Here is a 14,594-nt window from a genome sequence, read left to right on the forward strand (position 1 = left end):
CACTGGGTTCCTTTCGTTCGAACTTTTCAGTTTTCGGGATGGATGGCGGGTTCGATCACGCGATAATGCAGGCGGCCGAACCACATGAGGGCATTGATGATCCAGATGCTGACCAGTGTCAGCAGCGCGGCCATCGCCACGGCGGCGCTCATGGTGCCGAGCCCTGCGAGGATCGCGACCAGGATGCCGCCGGGGAACCCGCTGAACGGCCCGGCGATCAAGATGAAGCCACCGGCGATGAAGATCGCGATGGCGGCCACGAACAGCCCGAACATCACGCCCAGCACGGGCAGGACGATCGGCAGCAGGATCAGGATGTCGATCGTGGCAAGGCCCATGAAGGCAAGGATCGCCCCCCAGGCCGAGGACGGCGAGCGGCCGCTTTCCCAGTTCCGGAAGCCGGCCTCGAAGCGCAGTTCGCGGGCGAGGCGCGCCGGATTGCCAAGAGCCTCGGCGACTTCCTCCTCGCTGCGGCCTTCGGCGACGCCGGCTTCGAAGTGGGCTTCGTAGTCGGCCACGATCTCGGCGATGTCGTCCTGCGGCATGCCCTTGAGGCCGGCCTTCAGGCGCTTGATGAACTCGTTACGCTTCATGGCTCGGTCCTCCTGCTTCCTGGGCCGGTGCGATGTCCTGGATCAGTCCATCGACGGCGACGGTGAAGCCGCGCCATTCCTCGACCTGATCGGCAAGGCGGCTGCGGCCGGTATCGGTGATGCGGTAGTACTTGCGCGGCGGACCCGAGGGCGATTCCTCAAGGTAGGTCGCGACGAGGCCGTCCGACTGCATGCGGCGCATGAGCGGGTAGATCGTGCCTTCCCCCATGTCGACCGCGTCAGCCATGCGGCTGGCGATCTCGTAGGCGTAACTGTCGCCCCGGGAAAGCAGGGCGAGCACGCACAGGCCGAGCACTCCCTTCTTCAACTGGATTTCGATTTCGGACATCGAATCATCTCCTGCGGATAACCAGTGTATATCGCAAGCTATTGTGTAACGCAAGGTACCTTGTTGTAGTTGATATAACGCAGGGCAGGGTACCTACCCAATGACAGGTACCTTGCTATCTGCTGACGGTTTGGAGAAGTCCGGCAGCCGCGATTTCGGGCGCCGGGAAGCACCCGGCCGAGATGCCTCCTGGCAAACTGGCCGCCTGCCGAAGGCAACAAAAAAGGGCCGCGGTTTCCCGCGACCCTTTTTCGTAAGCCGAAGCTCTCGAGAAGCTTAGCGCTTCGAGAACTGGAAGCTGCGACTCTTGGCACGGCCGTACTTCTTACGCTCGACGACGCGCGGGTCGCGGGTAAGGAAGCCGGCAGCCTTGACGGAGGCGCGCAGGGCGGGCTCGTACTTGGAGAGAGCCTGGGCGATACCGTGCTTCACGGCGCCGGCCTGACCCGAGAGACCGCCGCCCTTGACGGTGGCGATCACGTCGTATGCGCCGTCGCGGCCAGCAACCTGGAAGGGCTGGTTGATGACGAGACGCAGGGTCGGACGTGCAAAGTACACTTCCTGGTCGCGGCCGTTGATGATGACCTTGCCGGTGCCGGGCTTCACCCACACGCGGGCCACGGCATCCTTGCGGCGGCCGGTGGCGTAGGCGCGGCCGTATGCGTCGAGCTGCTGCTCGCGCAGGGGAGCGTTCGACACGACGGGCGTGAAGGTCTCTTCCGACGTTTCAACGGCGGTTGCGACTTCGCCGAGGTCCTTGAGGTCGGACAGGCTCTGAACGGTTTCGGTATCGGACATTACGCGCCCACCTTGTTCTTGCGGTTCATGGAAGCGACGTCGAGCGCTTCGGGCTGGGTACCACCGTGCGGGTGCTCGGTGCCTGCGTAGAGGTGCAGGGCGCGCATCTGGTCGCGGCCGAGCGGACCACGGGGGATCATGCGCTCAACGGCCTTTTCCAGGACACGCTCGGGGAAACGACCGGCGAGAACCTTGTCCGCGGTCACTTCCTTGATGCCGCCGGCATAGCCGGTGTGCTTGTAATAGGTCTTGTCGCCCAGCTTCTTGCCGGTGAACTTCACCTTCTCGGCGTTGATCACGACGACGTGGTCGCCGCAATCGACGTGCGGGGTGAAGCTCGGCTTGTGCTTGCCGCGCAGGAGGTCGGCGATGACGACCGCGAGACGGCCAACCACCAGACCCTCGGCATCGATCAGATGCCACTTCTTTTCCACCTCGGCCGGCTTGATCGACCGGGTGACCTTCGTAAGCGCCTTCATGGCTGGTCTATCCCTAATGTTCAGTTCGCGAGGCCGAATCTTTCGCTTTCACGAATCTCGGGCACCGCGGGAAGGCGGCCAAATCGTCGAAAAGGGCGCGCAAGTCAAGCAGAGCGCGGTTTTCCATAGAGGTAAAATGATACCTCTATGTTTGATGGAGCCCTGTTGCGGCCAACCAGGCCACGGTTCCGGTCGCCGCTGCATCGCACCGCCAGCCCAGCACGGCAGGTTCATCGTAAGGATGGATATCGGCGAGACGCGCCGTTGCCGCATCGAGCAGGCCCGCGTTGGTCTTCAGCAACAGCCCGTGTTCGCGGGCGCTATCTTTCCTGCCGTTCCAGACGAAGATCGAGGTCATGCCCGGCAGCAGGTTCGCACAAGCGGCGAGTCCCTCGTCGAGCAGGATATTTGCTGACGCGAGGGCGCTTTCCTCGTCCGGGAAGGGGCACCAGATGAGGGCGGGAATCGCGGAATCCCCGCTCACATCCCCAGCCCGACCTGATCACGCCGGCCGAGGCAGTGGGCGCCCCAGACCGTGGCGGCGACGAGAAGCGCGCCGCAGAGCTGGTGCGCTACCGCAAGCCAGAGCGCCACGCCCGACCAGACGGTGAAGATGCCCAGCAGCACTTGCGTGCCGAATGCCGAATGCACCGCGATCGAGGCCAGACGCGCATGCCGGGCCTTGAGGCGGCGGCCCATCACGATCAGCGCGGCCACCACGGCCCAGGCCCACCAGCGGTGAATGAAGTGAGTCAGGAACGGGTCGTTGACGAGCGCATGGAGCGCGCCGCCCGCCCATTCCACGCCCTCGGGGAAGAACGTGCCCTGCATGAGCGGCCAGGCGTCCATGCTGAACCAGCCCATCCCCGCGACGTAACCGGCACGCAGGCCGGCCACCATCGCGCCCATGAACAGCTGGAAGAACAACATGCCCAATGCCAGCGCGCTGAATCGGGTCAGGCGGGCCGGCGCCTGCCCGCGTCGCAACTCGCGAAGGTCGAGCGCGGTCCATACGAGGCCGCCGAGCGTCGTCAACGCCACCAGCAGGTGCGCGGCGAGGCGGAAGTGGCTCACCCGGTCGGCTGCTTCGGCGCTGAGGCCCGAGGAGACCATCCACCAGCCCACCACGCCCTGAAGTCCGCCCAGCGCCAGCAGTGCGACAAGGCGGGTCTTGTAGCCCAGCGGAATCGTCCGCTTGTACCAGAACCATGCCAGCGGCAGCGCGAAGGCCAGCCCGATCACCCGTGCCAGCAGGCGGTGGACCCATTCCCAGAAGTAAATGAACTTGTACTGCGCCAGCGTCATGCCCGCCGGGCCGTTGACGTCGATGTACTGCGGGATCTGCTTGTAGCGGGCGAACTCTGCCTGCCACTGGGCGTCGGTCAGCGGCGGGATCGCGCCGGTGAGCGGTTTCCACTGGGTGATGGAGAGCCCGGACTCGGTCAGCCGGGTAATGCCTCCGACTGCAACGATAAGGACAACCAGCGCGGCTACAAGCAGCAGCCAGCGAACCATGGGGGCGATATCGTCGGCTGTACCGAGGATGGGGCGACCGTCAGAGACTCTCATGGCGCAAATCCCTGCGATCTTGCGACGAAATGCGCAAGAGGCGCGTCGACCGAATGTTGCGCGTCAAGGTCGGGACTTGATGAATGTTACAACGTCACATACATGGTCACGCATGCGCACCGCCTTCAACGCGATTCGAAACCGGCTGGACCGGGCAGGCATCGTCCTTAGTGGACTGTGTGCCCTGCACTGCGTTCTGGGTGTGGTTCTCGTGGGATTCCTGGGGCTTGGCGGCGAGGTTCTGCTTTCTCCGGCAGTTCATCGCGTCGGACTGGCGCTGGCGCTGGTCGTCGGTTTGGTTTCGCTGGGATTTGGCGTCATGCGCCATGGCCGCATTGCCCCGCTGGTGATCGGCGGGTTGGGCCTTGCTTTCATGGCCACGGCGATCGCGGTTGGCCACGGGCTTGCTGAATCGATCCTGACGATCATCGGCGTCGCGCTTGTGGCCTTCGCGCACATCCGGAACCTGCACCGCGCGCACTGAAAGTGCCGGGACCGGACCCTGGGCACTTTCCAAATCCATTCTCCGCGCTATCTGCGGCCCATGGCTGCAGAACTCTCCCTCACCGTGAACGGCGAACCGCGGCGCGCGGCGCCCGGCTCATCGATTGCCGATCTCGTTGCCGGCATCGGCCTCGATCCGAAGAAGGTCGCTGTCGAGCATAACGGCGAGATCGCCCCGCGCTCGACCCTGGCCGATGTGCTGCTCTCCGATGGCGACGTGCTGGAGATCGTGCACTTCGTCGGCGGCGGCTGAGCAAGCGCGGCCCGAATCCTGACATACCGTTCCCCGAAAGGACGAGAACCTTGACCGATACCGTATCTGATTCCTCGACCGCAGATTCCTGGACTGTCGCTGGTCGTACTTTCCGTTCGCGCCTGATCGTGGGCACCGGCAAGTACAAGGATTTCGAACAGAACGCGGCAGCGGTAGAGGCTTCCGGCGCGGAAATCGTTACGGTGGCGGTGCGCCGGGTCAATGTCTCGGACCCCAAGGCGCCGATGCTGACCGACTTCATCGATCCGAAGAAGATCACCTATCTTCCGAACACCGCCGGTTGTTTCACTGCTGACGACGCCATCCGCACCCTGCGCCTGGCGCGCGAGGCGGGCGGCTGGGATCTGGTGAAGCTGGAAGTGCTGGGCGAGGCGCGCACGCTCTACCCCGACATGCGCGAGACGCTGAAGGCTACGGAAATCCTCGCGAAGGAAGGTTTCCTGCCGATGGTCTACTGCGTGGACGATCCGATCGCTGCAAAGCAGCTCGAGGACTGCGGCGCGGTGGCGGTGATGCCTCTCGGTGCGCCGATCGGATCGGGTCTGGGCATCCAGAACAAGGTCACGGTCCGCCTGATCGTGGAAGGGGCCAAAGTGCCGGTGCTCGTCGATGCGGGCGTGGGCACGGCCTCGGAAGCCGCCGTGGCGATGGAACTGGGCTGCGACGGCGTGCTGATGAACACCGCCATCGCCGAAGCGCGCGATCCGATCCGCATGGCCCGCGCGATGAAGCTGGCGGTCGAGGCGGGGCGTGATGCCTATCTCGCCGGCCGCATGGCGCAGCGCCGATATGCCGATCCGTCGAGCCCGCTCGCCGGGCTGATCTGAACGGCCTTTTCTCGTGTCCGGCAGTTCCGCGAAGGAAGGCCGGACACGAACTGAAAAATACCCGAGAGGGCATCTTTCAAACTGTCCCGAATTGAATCTTGCACGAATCTTACTGCAAATATCGTGTACAAACCTTTGCGCGGTTAAGGCTGTAGCAACCGAAGAGGCCGAAATTGGTTTTTGTGACAGGAAGGATTGTCCTTCCGTGGCACGAGGATCACGATCATGACTCACACGGGCAAGGCCACCATCACGATCGGCGAACTCCGGGAGTTTGCAAGCTTCACGTCCTGCGAGCAGCGCTACATCCGGCGCAGCCTCGACGTGGGCCTCGGTCGGCAGGATGCCCTCGGGCTCTGGGCGCGCGATGCCGCCGAAGCTTCCTCGATCCGCAAGCAGTATGAGGCTTATGCCGATCTCGCATCGTTGCGCGAAATGCGTCCGGACGAGTTCGGTTTCGACGATATCGAGACTTTCGTGGGCCGGATGGTGCGGATCGCCGCCTTCGACCTGGCGCAGGAACGCATCGAATCCTTCCCGGCCTTCCGCTTCCTCTATGAGCGGCTGCTGGGCGCCTGGGTTCGCCCCTGGCTTCCGGGCGCGTTCTGCGGGGCCGCCGCGCTTCCCCAGATCAGGCCGGATCGCCGCCGCACGCTGCTCCATTCGATCAGCGAAGCCGCTGCAACCGCGCACGGGTGGTCGGAACGCGAACCCAGCTTCTATCCCGAATGGATCGAGAAGGAAGCCGCCTGAGCCGAACCACCGCACGAAACTCCAGTGGGGCGTCTCCGTTGCGGGACGCCCGCTTTTCTCCTCTTCCCGCCGGACTCGTGCTGCCCTAATCACGGCGGCGTGAAGCTCTTCCCACGCCCCCTGCCCGTCGTCACCGTCATTGCGCTGGGACTTGGCGTCGCTGTCGTCGCAGGGAATGGCCTTACCCAGACGGGTGCGCTCGCGGTGCTGGACCCGGCGGCAGACGCGACCCAGGCACAGCAGGAAATGCTCGCGGCGCGCCGTGAAAGCGATGCCGCCCGCAAGCGCGCCGAAAAGCTTGAGGGCAAGGCCCGCGAAGTCACCGAACAGGCCGAGAAGACCGCGAGAGAGACTGCGGCCGTTGCCGCGCGCATCCAGGAAACGGAGGCCGGGATCGCCGCACAGCAGGCCAAGGTCCGGCTGATCGCCTTGCAGCGCGTAGGGCTGCGGGAGCGGTTGGCGGAGCGGCAGGCCCCCCTCTCGCGCCTGACCGGATCGTTGCAGCGCCTGTCGCGAAGACCGCCGCTTCTCGCGCTCCTGCGGCCGGGATCGGTGCGGGATGCGGTCTATCTCCGGGCGATGCTGGACACGATGCTTCCCCAGGTCGAGCGGCGCACCGCAGGCCTGCGGGCGGAAATCGAGCGCGGCCGCGCGCTGGAACAGCAGGCGCTCGCCGCCGGACATGAACTCACCGAAATGGAAGGCGAGATGCGGCAGCGGCGCAAGGCGCTCGCCGTGCTGGAATCGAATCAGCGCCTTGCCGGCAGGCAGGCAAGCGGCATCGCGGCCCGGGAAGGCGAGCGGGCACTGGCGCTCGCCGAAAAGGCGCGGGATCTTGGCGATCTTGTTGACCGGATGGGCGAACAGGGCGTTCTGCGCGAACAGCTCGCAGCCCTGCCCGGACCGATCATGCGCCCGCCCCGTCCCGAAGAGTCACGCGTGATCGAGGCATCGCAGTTCGTGGCCACGCCCGAGGGTCTGGCCAGCTACATGCTGCCGGTCACGGGACGGCTGGTCACGGGATATGGCGAGGTCCTGCCGGGGCAGGCCCCTTCGCGCGGGCTTTCGCTGGCTCCGCGCGCGAATGCGCAAGTCGTCGCCCCCGCAGCCGGGCGCGTCGCTTTCGCCGGACCCTATCCCGGCTACGGACGCATCGTCATCATCGAACATGCCGGCGGCTGGACCTCGCTGGTGACGGGTCTGGCCCGGCTCGACGCACAAGTCGGCAGGCAGGTCGTGGCAGGGGCGCCGATCGGCATGACCGGGCCGCGCGATCCACGCGTGATGGTTGAACTGAGGCGGGGCGGAGAGACCGTGAATCCCCTGCAATATATTCGTTCGCTCTGAGAGGCGCTCACCCGTTTGCGCTCCGTTCATCTTCGAAACCCTAAATCCTTCGGAACATGTGCCGCACTGCTGGCAATTGTGCCCGCGCCCCGGTAGGATTACAGTCAGAAATCCCCGCCGGTCCCGGCCGGACGTGACGTACGAAAAGGCATTCCAGCCAGATGAAATTCGCTCCCCTGATGCGCGCTGCCCTGCTGGTGTCGGCCGTGGCCGTCCTTCCCGTGGCGACGTCCGGTCTTGCCGCGGTGGACAGCCGCGTGAATCCCGAATTCAGCAAGCTCTTCACCATCTACGAACTGGTGAAGGCGAACTATGTCGACCAGGTGGACGACGACAAGCTGATCAAGGGCGCGATCGACGGGATGCTGGCCAGCCTCGATCCGCATTCCAACTATCTCGACGGCCCCTCGCTCCAGCGGCTGGAGACCATGATCGACGGCAATTACACCGGCCTCGGTCTCTCGGTGGTCGAGGATGACGGCGCCGTGAAGGTCGTTTCTCCGTTCAAGGGCAGCCCCGCGGAAAAGGCGGGCATCAAGGCGGGCGACTACATCACGCATCTCGACGGCGTGCTCTATTACGAGCGCGACCTGGACGAGGCGGTCTCCAAGATGCGCGGCCAGGCCGGCACCTCGATCCGCCTGACGATCTATCGCCCCGGCCGTGACGAGCCTTTCGACGTGACGGTAACGCGCGGCGTGATCGAACTGGAACCGGTGACCTGGGAACTGAAGAACGACGTGGGCGTGATCTCGGTGAACGAGTTTTCGCGCGATGTCGGCAACTTCGTGAACAAGGGCATCGCCGACCTGAAGAAACAGGCCGCCACCAAGGGCGTGAAGCTGGACGGGCTCGTGCTTGACCTGCGCTCCAACCCGGGCGGTTCGCTTGACGAGGCGGTGGCGCTGTCCGACCTGTTCCTCGACAAGGGCGTGATCGTTTCCCAGCGCGGCCGCATCGCCAGCGAGAACCAGTATTACCGCGCAGAATCGATGTTCAAGGGCGATACCGTGAAAGGCATGCCGATCGTCGTGCTGGTCGATGCCGGTTCGGCTTCGGCTTCCGAAATCGTGGCGGGCGCGCTTCAGGACCAGCACCGCGCCGTCATCATGGGCGAACGCACTTTCGGCAAGGGCTCGGTCCAGTCGTTCATCCAGCTCGACAAGAACAGCGCGGTGAAGCTCACCACGGCCCGTTACTTCACGCCTTCGGGTCACTCGGTGCAGGAGGGCGGCATCGTCCCCGACATCAAGGTGCCGCAGCTTTCCGATCCCGACGCGCGGGTTCGTGCCGAACGCGCGGTGCGCGAATCCGATCTGCGCGGCCACCTCATCAACGAGGCGGCGATGGGCGACAAGGATCTGGAAACCGACAAGATGGACGATCCGCGTTTCAAGATCTCCGCCGATGAGCTGAAGAAGCAGGGAATCGACGATTTCCAGCTCACGTATGCGATCGACACGCTGCGTCGCACCGCCGGAAAGCCTGCGCTGGCACGCTATACGGCGCCCGCCGCAAGCGGGCAGGTCGCGCCCAAGACCGCGCAGAAGGACTGAGGCCGTCGCGATGACCGTTGCCGTTGCCGCACCCTTGCGCGCCGCCCGCGCGCTGGCTTTCGCCATTCCCGTGGCCCTGCTCGGCGGGGCCTATGTCAGCCAGTATGCCTTCGGCCTGCATCCTTGCGAAATGTGCTGGTGGCAGCGCTATCCGCACATGTTCGCGATCGTCTTTGCCGCGCTCGCCTTTTTCTGGCGTCCGGTCCGCCCGCTGGTGGCGGTGGCGGCGCTGGGCGTGCTGGTTTCGGGCCTCATCGGCGGTTTCCATGCTGGAGTCGAATACGGCTGGTGGGAAGGCATGACCGCCTGCACGTCCAGCCCGTTCGCGGCGGGTGTCGACCCGATGGATGCGATCATGAACGCGCCGGTGATCCGGTGCGACGTTGCGCCCTGGACGCTCGGGGGCATTTCGCTTGCCGGATTCAACTTCCTCATCTCCACCCTGGGCGCGCTGGCCGTGTTCGGCCTCGTCGCCCGCAGTCTGAAGGTCCAGCCATGACGTCACCCAAGGCCGCGCGGATGCTGCGCGTCGACCAGGCCGGCGAATATGGGGCGACGCGGATCTATGCGGGCCAGCTTGCGGTGATGGGCGCGCGCGCGCCGCACTCCACCGAGATCGCCGGTATGGCCGAGCAGGAGGCCGAGCATAAGGCGCGCTTCGATGCGATGATCGCGGAACGCGGCGTGCGCCCGACATTGCTTCAGCCGGTATGGTCGGTGGCGGGCTATGCGCTCGGCGCGGCAACGGCGCTGATCGGCCCGAAAGCGGCAATGGCGTGCACCGCCGCGATCGAGACCGAGATCGACCGCCACTACACCGAGCAGCTTGAGGACCTTGGCGACGAGGATCCGGAACTGGGCGAGGCCATCCTCAAGTTCCGGGACGAGGAGCGCGAACACCGCGACGCTGCCCTGGCGGCCGGGGCCGAAGAGGCGCCTGCCTATCCGCTCCTGTTCAATGCGATCCGACTCGGATGCCGCGTAGCGATCAAGCTCTCGGAAAGAATCTGAAATCCGGGCGTTATATTGGCGCCCAAGAGGGGTGCCATGTTACCTTAAGGTACCGTTCAAGGCCGTCAGACCCTATATCGGATCACGCGACGTTCTCGACCAAGCTGGAGTTTCCCATGACGCGCCTCCTGACCACAGCAGCAGCCATCGCCACGTTCGGGCTTGGGCTGACCCTCGGCGCGCTTCCGGCTGCGGCGCAGGAAGACAGCCTCGGGGCCGGTGACGAGAAGGTCAACCAGCTCATCATCTATGGCGACGATCCTTGCCCGGCCTCGGCCAGCGGCGAAATCACCGTCTGCGCCCGCAAGGCGGAAGCCGAGCGCTACCGTATTCCCGAACGCTGCGCGGTATCGATTCGCCCAAGTCCGATGCCTGGACCAACAAGGTCCAGGCTTATGAAACAGTGGGTGCTTTCGGCAACATGAGCTGTTCGCCGGTCGGTGCGGGCGGTGCTTCAGGGTGCACCCAGAAGCTGATCGACCGTGCCTATGCCGAAAAGAAGAACGGTTCGGACGTTAAGTTCAGCGAACTGATCCAGGCCGAACGCGAGAAGCGCCTGTCCACCATCGATGCGGATGCCGCCGAGCAGCAGAAGCGGGTCGAGGAAGCCGAGAAAGCCTATTTCGACCAGCGCCAGCGCCAGGAAGCGGAAGAGGATGCCAAGGCCGCCGCCGCCGCTGGGCAGCCCGCTGCTCCGCTGCCCAAGCCCAAGCCGTAAGTTCTTGCCGATACCTCGCGAAAAGGGGCCGGGAATCGCTTCCCGGCCCCTTTTTCGTTTGCCTGGCAAAAGCGCCGATCAGCTCAGCGCGATATCCGGTGCGTCTTCCTGCTTCATGCCCACCACGTGGTAGCCCGCGTCGCGTGATGCGTTTCGCCGGTCACGCCCGAGGACAGGTCGGAAAGGAAGTAGAGGCCCGAACCGCCTACATCGTCGATGGTGACGTTGCGGCGCAGCGGCGAGTTCAGTTCGTTCCACTTGAGGATGTAGCGGAAATCGCCGATGCCGCTGGCGGCCAGGGTCTTGATCGGACCGGCCGAGATCGCGTTCACGCGGATGTTCTGCGGGCCGAGATCGTTGGCAAGGTACATGACCGAGGCTTCGAGCGCCGCCTTGGCCACGCCCATCACGTTGTAGTGCGGCACGACCTTTTCGGCGCCGTAATAAGTCAGCGTGAGGATCGAACCGCCTTCGGGCATCATCGGCGCTGCGCGCTTGGTGACGGCGACGAGGCTGTAGGCCGAGATGTTCATCGTCATCAGGAAGTTGTCGAGGCTGGTGTCGACGTACTTGCCGCGCAGCTCGTTCTTGTCCGAGAAGCCGATGGCGTGGACGATGAAGTCGATCGTGGGCCAGCGTTCGGCCAGCGTTTCGAAGGCGGTATCGAGGGCTGCCATGTCCGAAACGTCGCAATCGATGAGGAAATCGCTGCCCAGGCTTTCCGCCAGCGGCTTCACGCGCTTGGCCAGCGCTTCGCCCTGATAGGAGAAGGCCAGTTCCGCGCCCTGTTCGTGCAGCTTCTTCGCGATGCCCCAGGCCAGGGACTTGTCGTTGGCAAGGCCCATGATCAGGCCGCGTTTACCCTGCATCAGACCGGTCATTCGTGTTCTTCCTGTACTTCGTTGTTCTGTGCAGTCGTGCTGCTTCTCCCGCCTGCGCCGCCGGCGAGCATCTCCTGCTCCTCGGGACTGACGGTGAGGGCGGCATTGAGTTCCGCGCCTGCGACCATCCCTAGTCCGACAAGCCAGAAAAAGAAAAGCGCGATCATCACTCCGGCGAGACTTCCGTAAGTCAAATCGTAAGCGATGAAATTGCGCAACACTCTGGGAAGGAGCCAGGCCGTGCCGAACCACCAGCTGGCGACGAGCAGGGCACCGGGCCATTTCGGGTAACGCCGGGCTTGATATCGCGTGGGAGTCAGCAGGAAAAACAGGACGTAGAGCGATCCGAACAGCGTGATCGCAGTGATCCCGCGCGAAATCGTGATCTGGTAATCGAAGCGTCCGAGCCCCGGAAACAGCGTCAGCAGTACTTCCTCGATCACGGAAATCATCACTTGCGAGGACAGCGAAAGCAGCAGCATCAGCACCGAGCCGAAGATCAGCCCGCTCGACGCCAGGCGGTTTCTCCAGAATTTCAGCCCCTTGGTCATGCCGTAGGCACGGTGGAGGATATCGCGGATAGTCTCGATCAGGCTGGTCGTGGTCCACAGGCCCAGCGCGCCGCCGATCCACAGCAGCCAGCCGTGGCGTGCGGTTGCGGCATCGCGTGCGACCGGCGCCAGCGCTTCCTCCACGCGCGGGGGAAGGGCGGCGAGCACGGCATTGATCGAACTTTCGAGTTGTCCCTGCTCCCCCAGCGCCGCGTAGATTGCCGCCAGCGCGATGAAGAAGGGGAACAGCGCGACGATCGACATGTACGCGAAATTGCCCGCGTGAATGAAGCCATCTTCCCAGGTGCCGGCGACAACGCGCGAAATGACGGTGTAGGGCCGGTTGTTAGGCCGGGGGCGCGAAATCCGCTCCTGCATTTCCCGCCAGCGCAAGGCGGCGCGGCGACGCGCCTCGGGCGAGATCGCGGCCGTAGTCGCCAGTTCTGTCGACGGATCGCCTTTCACCCTGCCGACATAGGCGGTCGGGGCCGGATATTCAAATCCGGCAGGGGCTTGGCCAAGGGCGGGGCGGCACAGGGGTGCTCAACCGTCCCGCGCCGCGCCGCCGATGCCGGGTCAGATTCCGAGTTTAGCCCGGACGTCGCGGTTGTCCTTCCAGCCTTCCAGACGCTTGGCCAAGTCGGCGTCGTGTTCGGGAAGGACGATCTGGAGGGTGATGAGCAGATCGCCTCGGCTGCTGTCCTTGCGGGTCATGCCGCGTCCCTTGAGGCGAAGCACCTTGCCGGAACTTGCACCGACCGGAACCGAAAGCATCACCGCGCCGGAGGCAGTGGGCGCCTTGACCTTGCCGCCATTCAGCGCCTCGTCGAGGGTGATCGGCAGATCCACCCGCAAATCGTCGCCATCCTGGCGGAAGAAGGCATGCGGCTGGATGTTCAGGGTGACGATGGCGTCGCCCATGCCCCCGGGGCCGGCTTCGCCCTTCCCGGCAAGGCGCATCTGGGTGCCGTCCTCAAGTCCGGCAGGGAGCTTGAGATCGATGGTCTTGCCATCCGACAGGGTGATGCGCTGCGGTTTCAGCTCTGCTGCGTCGGGCAAAGGCACGGAAAGGCGGTAATTCACGTTGGCGCCGCGCGGTGCCGCACGGCCGCGTCCTCCGCCTCCGCCCATTCCGGCTCCCCCGAAGCCGCCGGGTCCGCGCTGGCCGGAGCCGCCGAAGATGCCGCCGAACAGGTCTTCAAGGTCGATCCCGTCATTGCCGCCGAATCCGCCGCCGAATCCGCGCTGCCCGCCCGGCCCGCCGCCAAACCCGCCGCCGCCGAATCCGCCGCCGCCGCCCATGCCGCCGAAGCCCATCGGGTTGCCGTCCGCGTCGATCTCGCCGCGATCGAACCTGGCCCGCTTGTCCTTGTCGGAAAGCAGGTCGTAAGCCGATGTCACCTCGGAGAAGCGTTCCGAAGCCTTTGGATTGTCCTTGTTGGTATCGGGATGAAGTTCTTTCGCCAGCTTGCGATAGGCGGACTTGATGTCCTTCTCGCTGGCTGTGCGCGATACGCCAAGGGTCGAATAAGGGTCTGCTGCCATGGCATCCTAGCTAGGTGGGGACGAGCCGCACGGCAAGCGGTGCTTTCCTAGATCCGGCCGTGCGTCTATTGCACCGGCCATGTTCTTGCCCATGTCCCTCTGGGCCATCAGGAATTGCCGCAATCGCCGTGCTTTTGTTAAGCCCGGGGTTCGGGCCGGAGCCGGAGGGTTATCTTGCCCGCCGGCAAAGACCGCACATAATTTCGTCAGGAAGTGAAGATGGAAGTTGAACAGGCCCGCGAAGTCATTCCCCACGGCGATCCGTTCGCCCTGTTCAAGGCCTGGTACGACGAGGCCCGCGAAGCGGAGCCGAATGATTCAAACGCCATGGCACTGGCCACGGCAACGCCGGACGGGCTGCCTTCGGTCAGGATGGTCCTGCTCAAGGGCTACGGCCCGGACGGCTTCGTGTTCTATACCAATGGACACAGCCGCAAAGGCCAGGAAATAGCCGCCAATCCGCACGTGGCGCTGCTGTTCCACTGGAAGAGCCTGCGCCGCCAGATTCGTATCGAGGGCCGGCTCGAGCCGGTCAGCACGGAAGAGGCCGATGCCTATTTCCACTCGCGCGCCCGCGATTCGCAGCTTGGCGCGGTCGCGTCGGACCAGTCGGCTTCGCTCGATAGCCGCGAAACGTTCCTGGCCCGCTACGAGGAAGTTCGCGCCCGCTTCGGCGATGGCGAGATCGAGCGCCCCGCGCATTGGGGCGGATTCCGCGTGATTCCCGCTGCGATAGAGTTCTGGCACGACCGTCCCTACCGGCTTCACGAACGCCGCCGTTTCGTGCGGAACGCCGAAGGCGGCTGGGCCAGCACGCTGCTTTATCCCTGAGCCCTGCC

At 64.7% G+C, this 14,594-nt stretch carries 17 protein-coding genes and 2 pseudogenes; 10 read left to right on the forward strand and 9 right to left on the reverse strand.

Translation table 11 applies throughout. The features are described 5' to 3' along the window. Nucleotides 1–26: 26 nt before the first annotated feature. The 6 genes from ADT71_RS28490 to ADT71_RS28515 form a co-directional block, all read right to left on the reverse strand. Nucleotides 27–593: a DUF1700 domain-containing protein gene (locus tag ADT71_RS28490; protein WP_054442082.1), complete on the reverse strand. Its 567-nt coding sequence runs from the start codon at nt 591–593 to the stop codon at nt 27–29. Then, a complete protein-coding gene (locus ADT71_RS28495; protein ID WP_054442083.1) occupies nt 583–942 on the reverse strand; it encodes a PadR family transcriptional regulator in 360 nt (119 codons plus the stop codon). Before ADT71_RS28495 ends, ADT71_RS28490 begins: the two co-directional genes overlap by 11 nt. 276 nt (nt 943–1,218) lie before the next feature. Further along, nucleotides 1,219–1,740, reverse strand: coding sequence for a 30S ribosomal protein S9 (rpsI, locus tag ADT71_RS28500; protein WP_054442084.1), 522 nt, complete (start codon nt 1,738–1,740; stop codon nt 1,219–1,221). Continuing rightward, the gene (rplM, locus tag ADT71_RS28505; RefSeq protein WP_054442085.1) at nt 1,740–2,219 is read right to left on the reverse strand and encodes a 50S ribosomal protein L13; all 480 of its coding nucleotides are present in this window, start codon (nt 2,217–2,219) and stop codon (nt 1,740–1,742) included. The genes rpsI and rplM overlap by 1 nt, the downstream gene beginning before the upstream one ends. Nucleotides 2,220–2,364: 145 nt before the next feature. Continuing rightward, nucleotides 2,365–2,703: a divalent-cation tolerance protein CutA gene (gene cutA, locus ADT71_RS28510; RefSeq protein WP_054442086.1), complete on the reverse strand. Its 339-nt coding sequence runs from the start codon at nt 2,701–2,703 to the stop codon at nt 2,365–2,367. Beyond that, entirely contained in the window at nt 2,700–3,788 is a 1,089-nt protein-coding gene (locus ADT71_RS28515; RefSeq protein WP_054442087.1) for a COX15/CtaA family protein, read from the reverse strand. Before ADT71_RS28515 ends, cutA begins: the two co-directional genes overlap by 4 nt. A gap of 112 nt (nt 3,789–3,900) precedes the next feature. Between ADT71_RS28515 and ADT71_RS28520 the strand changes: the two genes are divergently transcribed. From ADT71_RS28520 to ADT71_RS28560, 9 genes and pseudogenes are all read left to right on the forward strand, one after another. After that, entirely contained in the window at nt 3,901–4,272 is a 372-nt protein-coding gene (locus ADT71_RS28520) for a MerC domain-containing protein (RefSeq protein ID WP_054442088.1), read from the forward strand. Between the two features lie 60 nt (nt 4,273–4,332). Next, nucleotides 4,333–4,545, forward strand: a complete 213-nt coding sequence (gene thiS, locus ADT71_RS28525) for a sulfur carrier protein ThiS (RefSeq protein ID WP_054442089.1) — start codon at nt 4,333–4,335, stop codon at nt 4,543–4,545. Nucleotides 4,546–4,595: 50 nt separating this feature from the next. Then, nucleotides 4,596–5,393 (forward strand): bifunctional sulfur carrier protein/thiazole synthase protein, encoded by a 798-nt coding sequence (locus tag ADT71_RS28530; protein ID WP_054442090.1) that lies wholly within the window; start codon nt 4,596–4,598, stop codon nt 5,391–5,393. 225 nt (nt 5,394–5,618) lie between these two features. After that, nucleotides 5,619–6,146: a hypothetical protein gene (locus ADT71_RS28535; protein ID WP_054442265.1), complete on the forward strand. Its 528-nt coding sequence runs from the start codon at nt 5,619–5,621 to the stop codon at nt 6,144–6,146. Between the two features lie 99 nt (nt 6,147–6,245). Next, the gene (locus tag ADT71_RS28540) at nt 6,246–7,493 is read left to right on the forward strand and encodes a murein hydrolase activator EnvC (RefSeq protein WP_231636290.1); all 1,248 of its coding nucleotides are present in this window, start codon (nt 6,246–6,248) and stop codon (nt 7,491–7,493) included. A gap of 161 nt (nt 7,494–7,654) precedes the next feature. Then, entirely contained in the window at nt 7,655–9,049 is a 1,395-nt protein-coding gene (locus tag ADT71_RS28545; RefSeq protein ID WP_054442091.1) for a S41 family peptidase, read from the forward strand. A gap of 10 nt (nt 9,050–9,059) precedes the next feature. Beyond that, a complete protein-coding gene (locus ADT71_RS28550) occupies nt 9,060–9,548 on the forward strand; it encodes a disulfide bond formation protein B (protein ID WP_054442092.1) in 489 nt (162 codons plus the stop codon). Further along, complete coding sequence (locus ADT71_RS28555) at nt 9,545–10,060, forward strand: demethoxyubiquinone hydroxylase family protein (protein WP_054442093.1); 516 nt, start codon at nt 9,545–9,547, stop codon at nt 10,058–10,060. The genes ADT71_RS28550 and ADT71_RS28555 overlap by 4 nt, the downstream gene beginning before the upstream one ends. 116 nt (nt 10,061–10,176) lie before the next feature. Beyond that, nucleotides 10,177–10,778: pseudogene (locus tag ADT71_RS28560) on the forward strand (hypothetical protein). A gap of 78 nt (nt 10,779–10,856) precedes the next feature. On the opposite strand, the pseudogene fabI reads toward ADT71_RS28560, so the two are convergent. The 3 genes and pseudogenes from fabI to ADT71_RS28575 form a co-directional block, all read right to left on the reverse strand. Continuing rightward, a pseudogene (gene fabI / locus ADT71_RS28565) lies at nt 10,857–11,659 on the reverse strand (enoyl-ACP reductase FabI). Continuing rightward, nucleotides 11,656–12,675, reverse strand: a complete 1,020-nt coding sequence (locus tag ADT71_RS28570) for a YihY/virulence factor BrkB family protein (protein ID WP_054442094.1) — start codon at nt 12,673–12,675, stop codon at nt 11,656–11,658. The pseudogene fabI and the gene ADT71_RS28570 overlap by 4 nt, the downstream one beginning before the upstream one ends. Nucleotides 12,676–12,786: 111 nt before the next feature. Continuing rightward, nucleotides 12,787–13,755: a DnaJ C-terminal domain-containing protein gene (locus ADT71_RS28575; protein ID WP_054442095.1), complete on the reverse strand. Its 969-nt coding sequence runs from the start codon at nt 13,753–13,755 to the stop codon at nt 12,787–12,789. 219 nt (nt 13,756–13,974) lie between these two features. Here ADT71_RS28575 and pdxH point away from each other — a divergent pair, with 219 nt between their 5' ends. Beyond that, nucleotides 13,975–14,586, forward strand: a complete 612-nt coding sequence (gene pdxH, locus ADT71_RS28580; protein WP_054442267.1) for a pyridoxamine 5'-phosphate oxidase — start codon at nt 13,975–13,977, stop codon at nt 14,584–14,586. Nucleotides 14,587–14,594: the final 8 nt, after the last annotated feature.

It is taken from the genome of Novosphingobium sp. ST904, assembly GCF_001298105.1.
Classification (GTDB): Bacteria; Pseudomonadota; Alphaproteobacteria; order Sphingomonadales; family Sphingomonadaceae; genus Novosphingobium.

What these genes read in the sequence shown, in the direction of transcription:
- ADT71_RS28490 (WP_054442082.1), bottom strand. Translation starts at nt 593, where the DNA reads ATGAAGCGTAACGAGTTCATCAAGCGCCTGAAGGCCGGCCTCAAGGGC.
- ADT71_RS28495 (WP_054442083.1), bottom strand. Translation starts at nt 942, where the DNA reads ATGTCCGAAATCGAAATCCAGTTGAAGAAGGGAGTGCTCGGCCTGTGC.
- rpsI (WP_054442084.1), bottom strand. Translation starts at nt 1,740, where the DNA reads ATGTCCGATACCGAAACCGTTCAGAGCCTGTCCGACCTCAAGGACCTC.
- rplM (WP_054442085.1), bottom strand. Translation starts at nt 2,219, where the DNA reads ATGAAGGCGCTTACGAAGGTCACCCGGTCGATCAAGCCGGCCGAGGTG.
- ADT71_RS28515 (WP_054442087.1), bottom strand. Translation starts at nt 3,788, where the DNA reads ATGAGAGTCTCTGACGGTCGCCCCATCCTCGGTACAGCCGACGATATC.
- ADT71_RS28520 (WP_054442088.1), top strand. Translation starts at nt 3,901, where the DNA reads ATGCGCACCGCCTTCAACGCGATTCGAAACCGGCTGGACCGGGCAGGC.
- thiS (WP_054442089.1), top strand. Translation starts at nt 4,333, where the DNA reads ATGGCTGCAGAACTCTCCCTCACCGTGAACGGCGAACCGCGGCGCGCG.
- ADT71_RS28535 (WP_054442265.1), top strand. Translation starts at nt 5,619, where the DNA reads ATGACTCACACGGGCAAGGCCACCATCACGATCGGCGAACTCCGGGAG.
- ADT71_RS28545 (WP_054442091.1), top strand. Translation starts at nt 7,655, where the DNA reads ATGAAATTCGCTCCCCTGATGCGCGCTGCCCTGCTGGTGTCGGCCGTG.
- ADT71_RS28550 (WP_054442092.1), top strand. Translation starts at nt 9,060, where the DNA reads ATGACCGTTGCCGTTGCCGCACCCTTGCGCGCCGCCCGCGCGCTGGCT.
- ADT71_RS28555 (WP_054442093.1), top strand. Translation starts at nt 9,545, where the DNA reads ATGACGTCACCCAAGGCCGCGCGGATGCTGCGCGTCGACCAGGCCGGC.
- ADT71_RS28575 (WP_054442095.1), bottom strand. Translation starts at nt 13,755, where the DNA reads ATGGCAGCAGACCCTTATTCGACCCTTGGCGTATCGCGCACAGCCAGC.
- pdxH (WP_054442267.1), top strand. Translation starts at nt 13,975, where the DNA reads ATGGAAGTTGAACAGGCCCGCGAAGTCATTCCCCACGGCGATCCGTTC.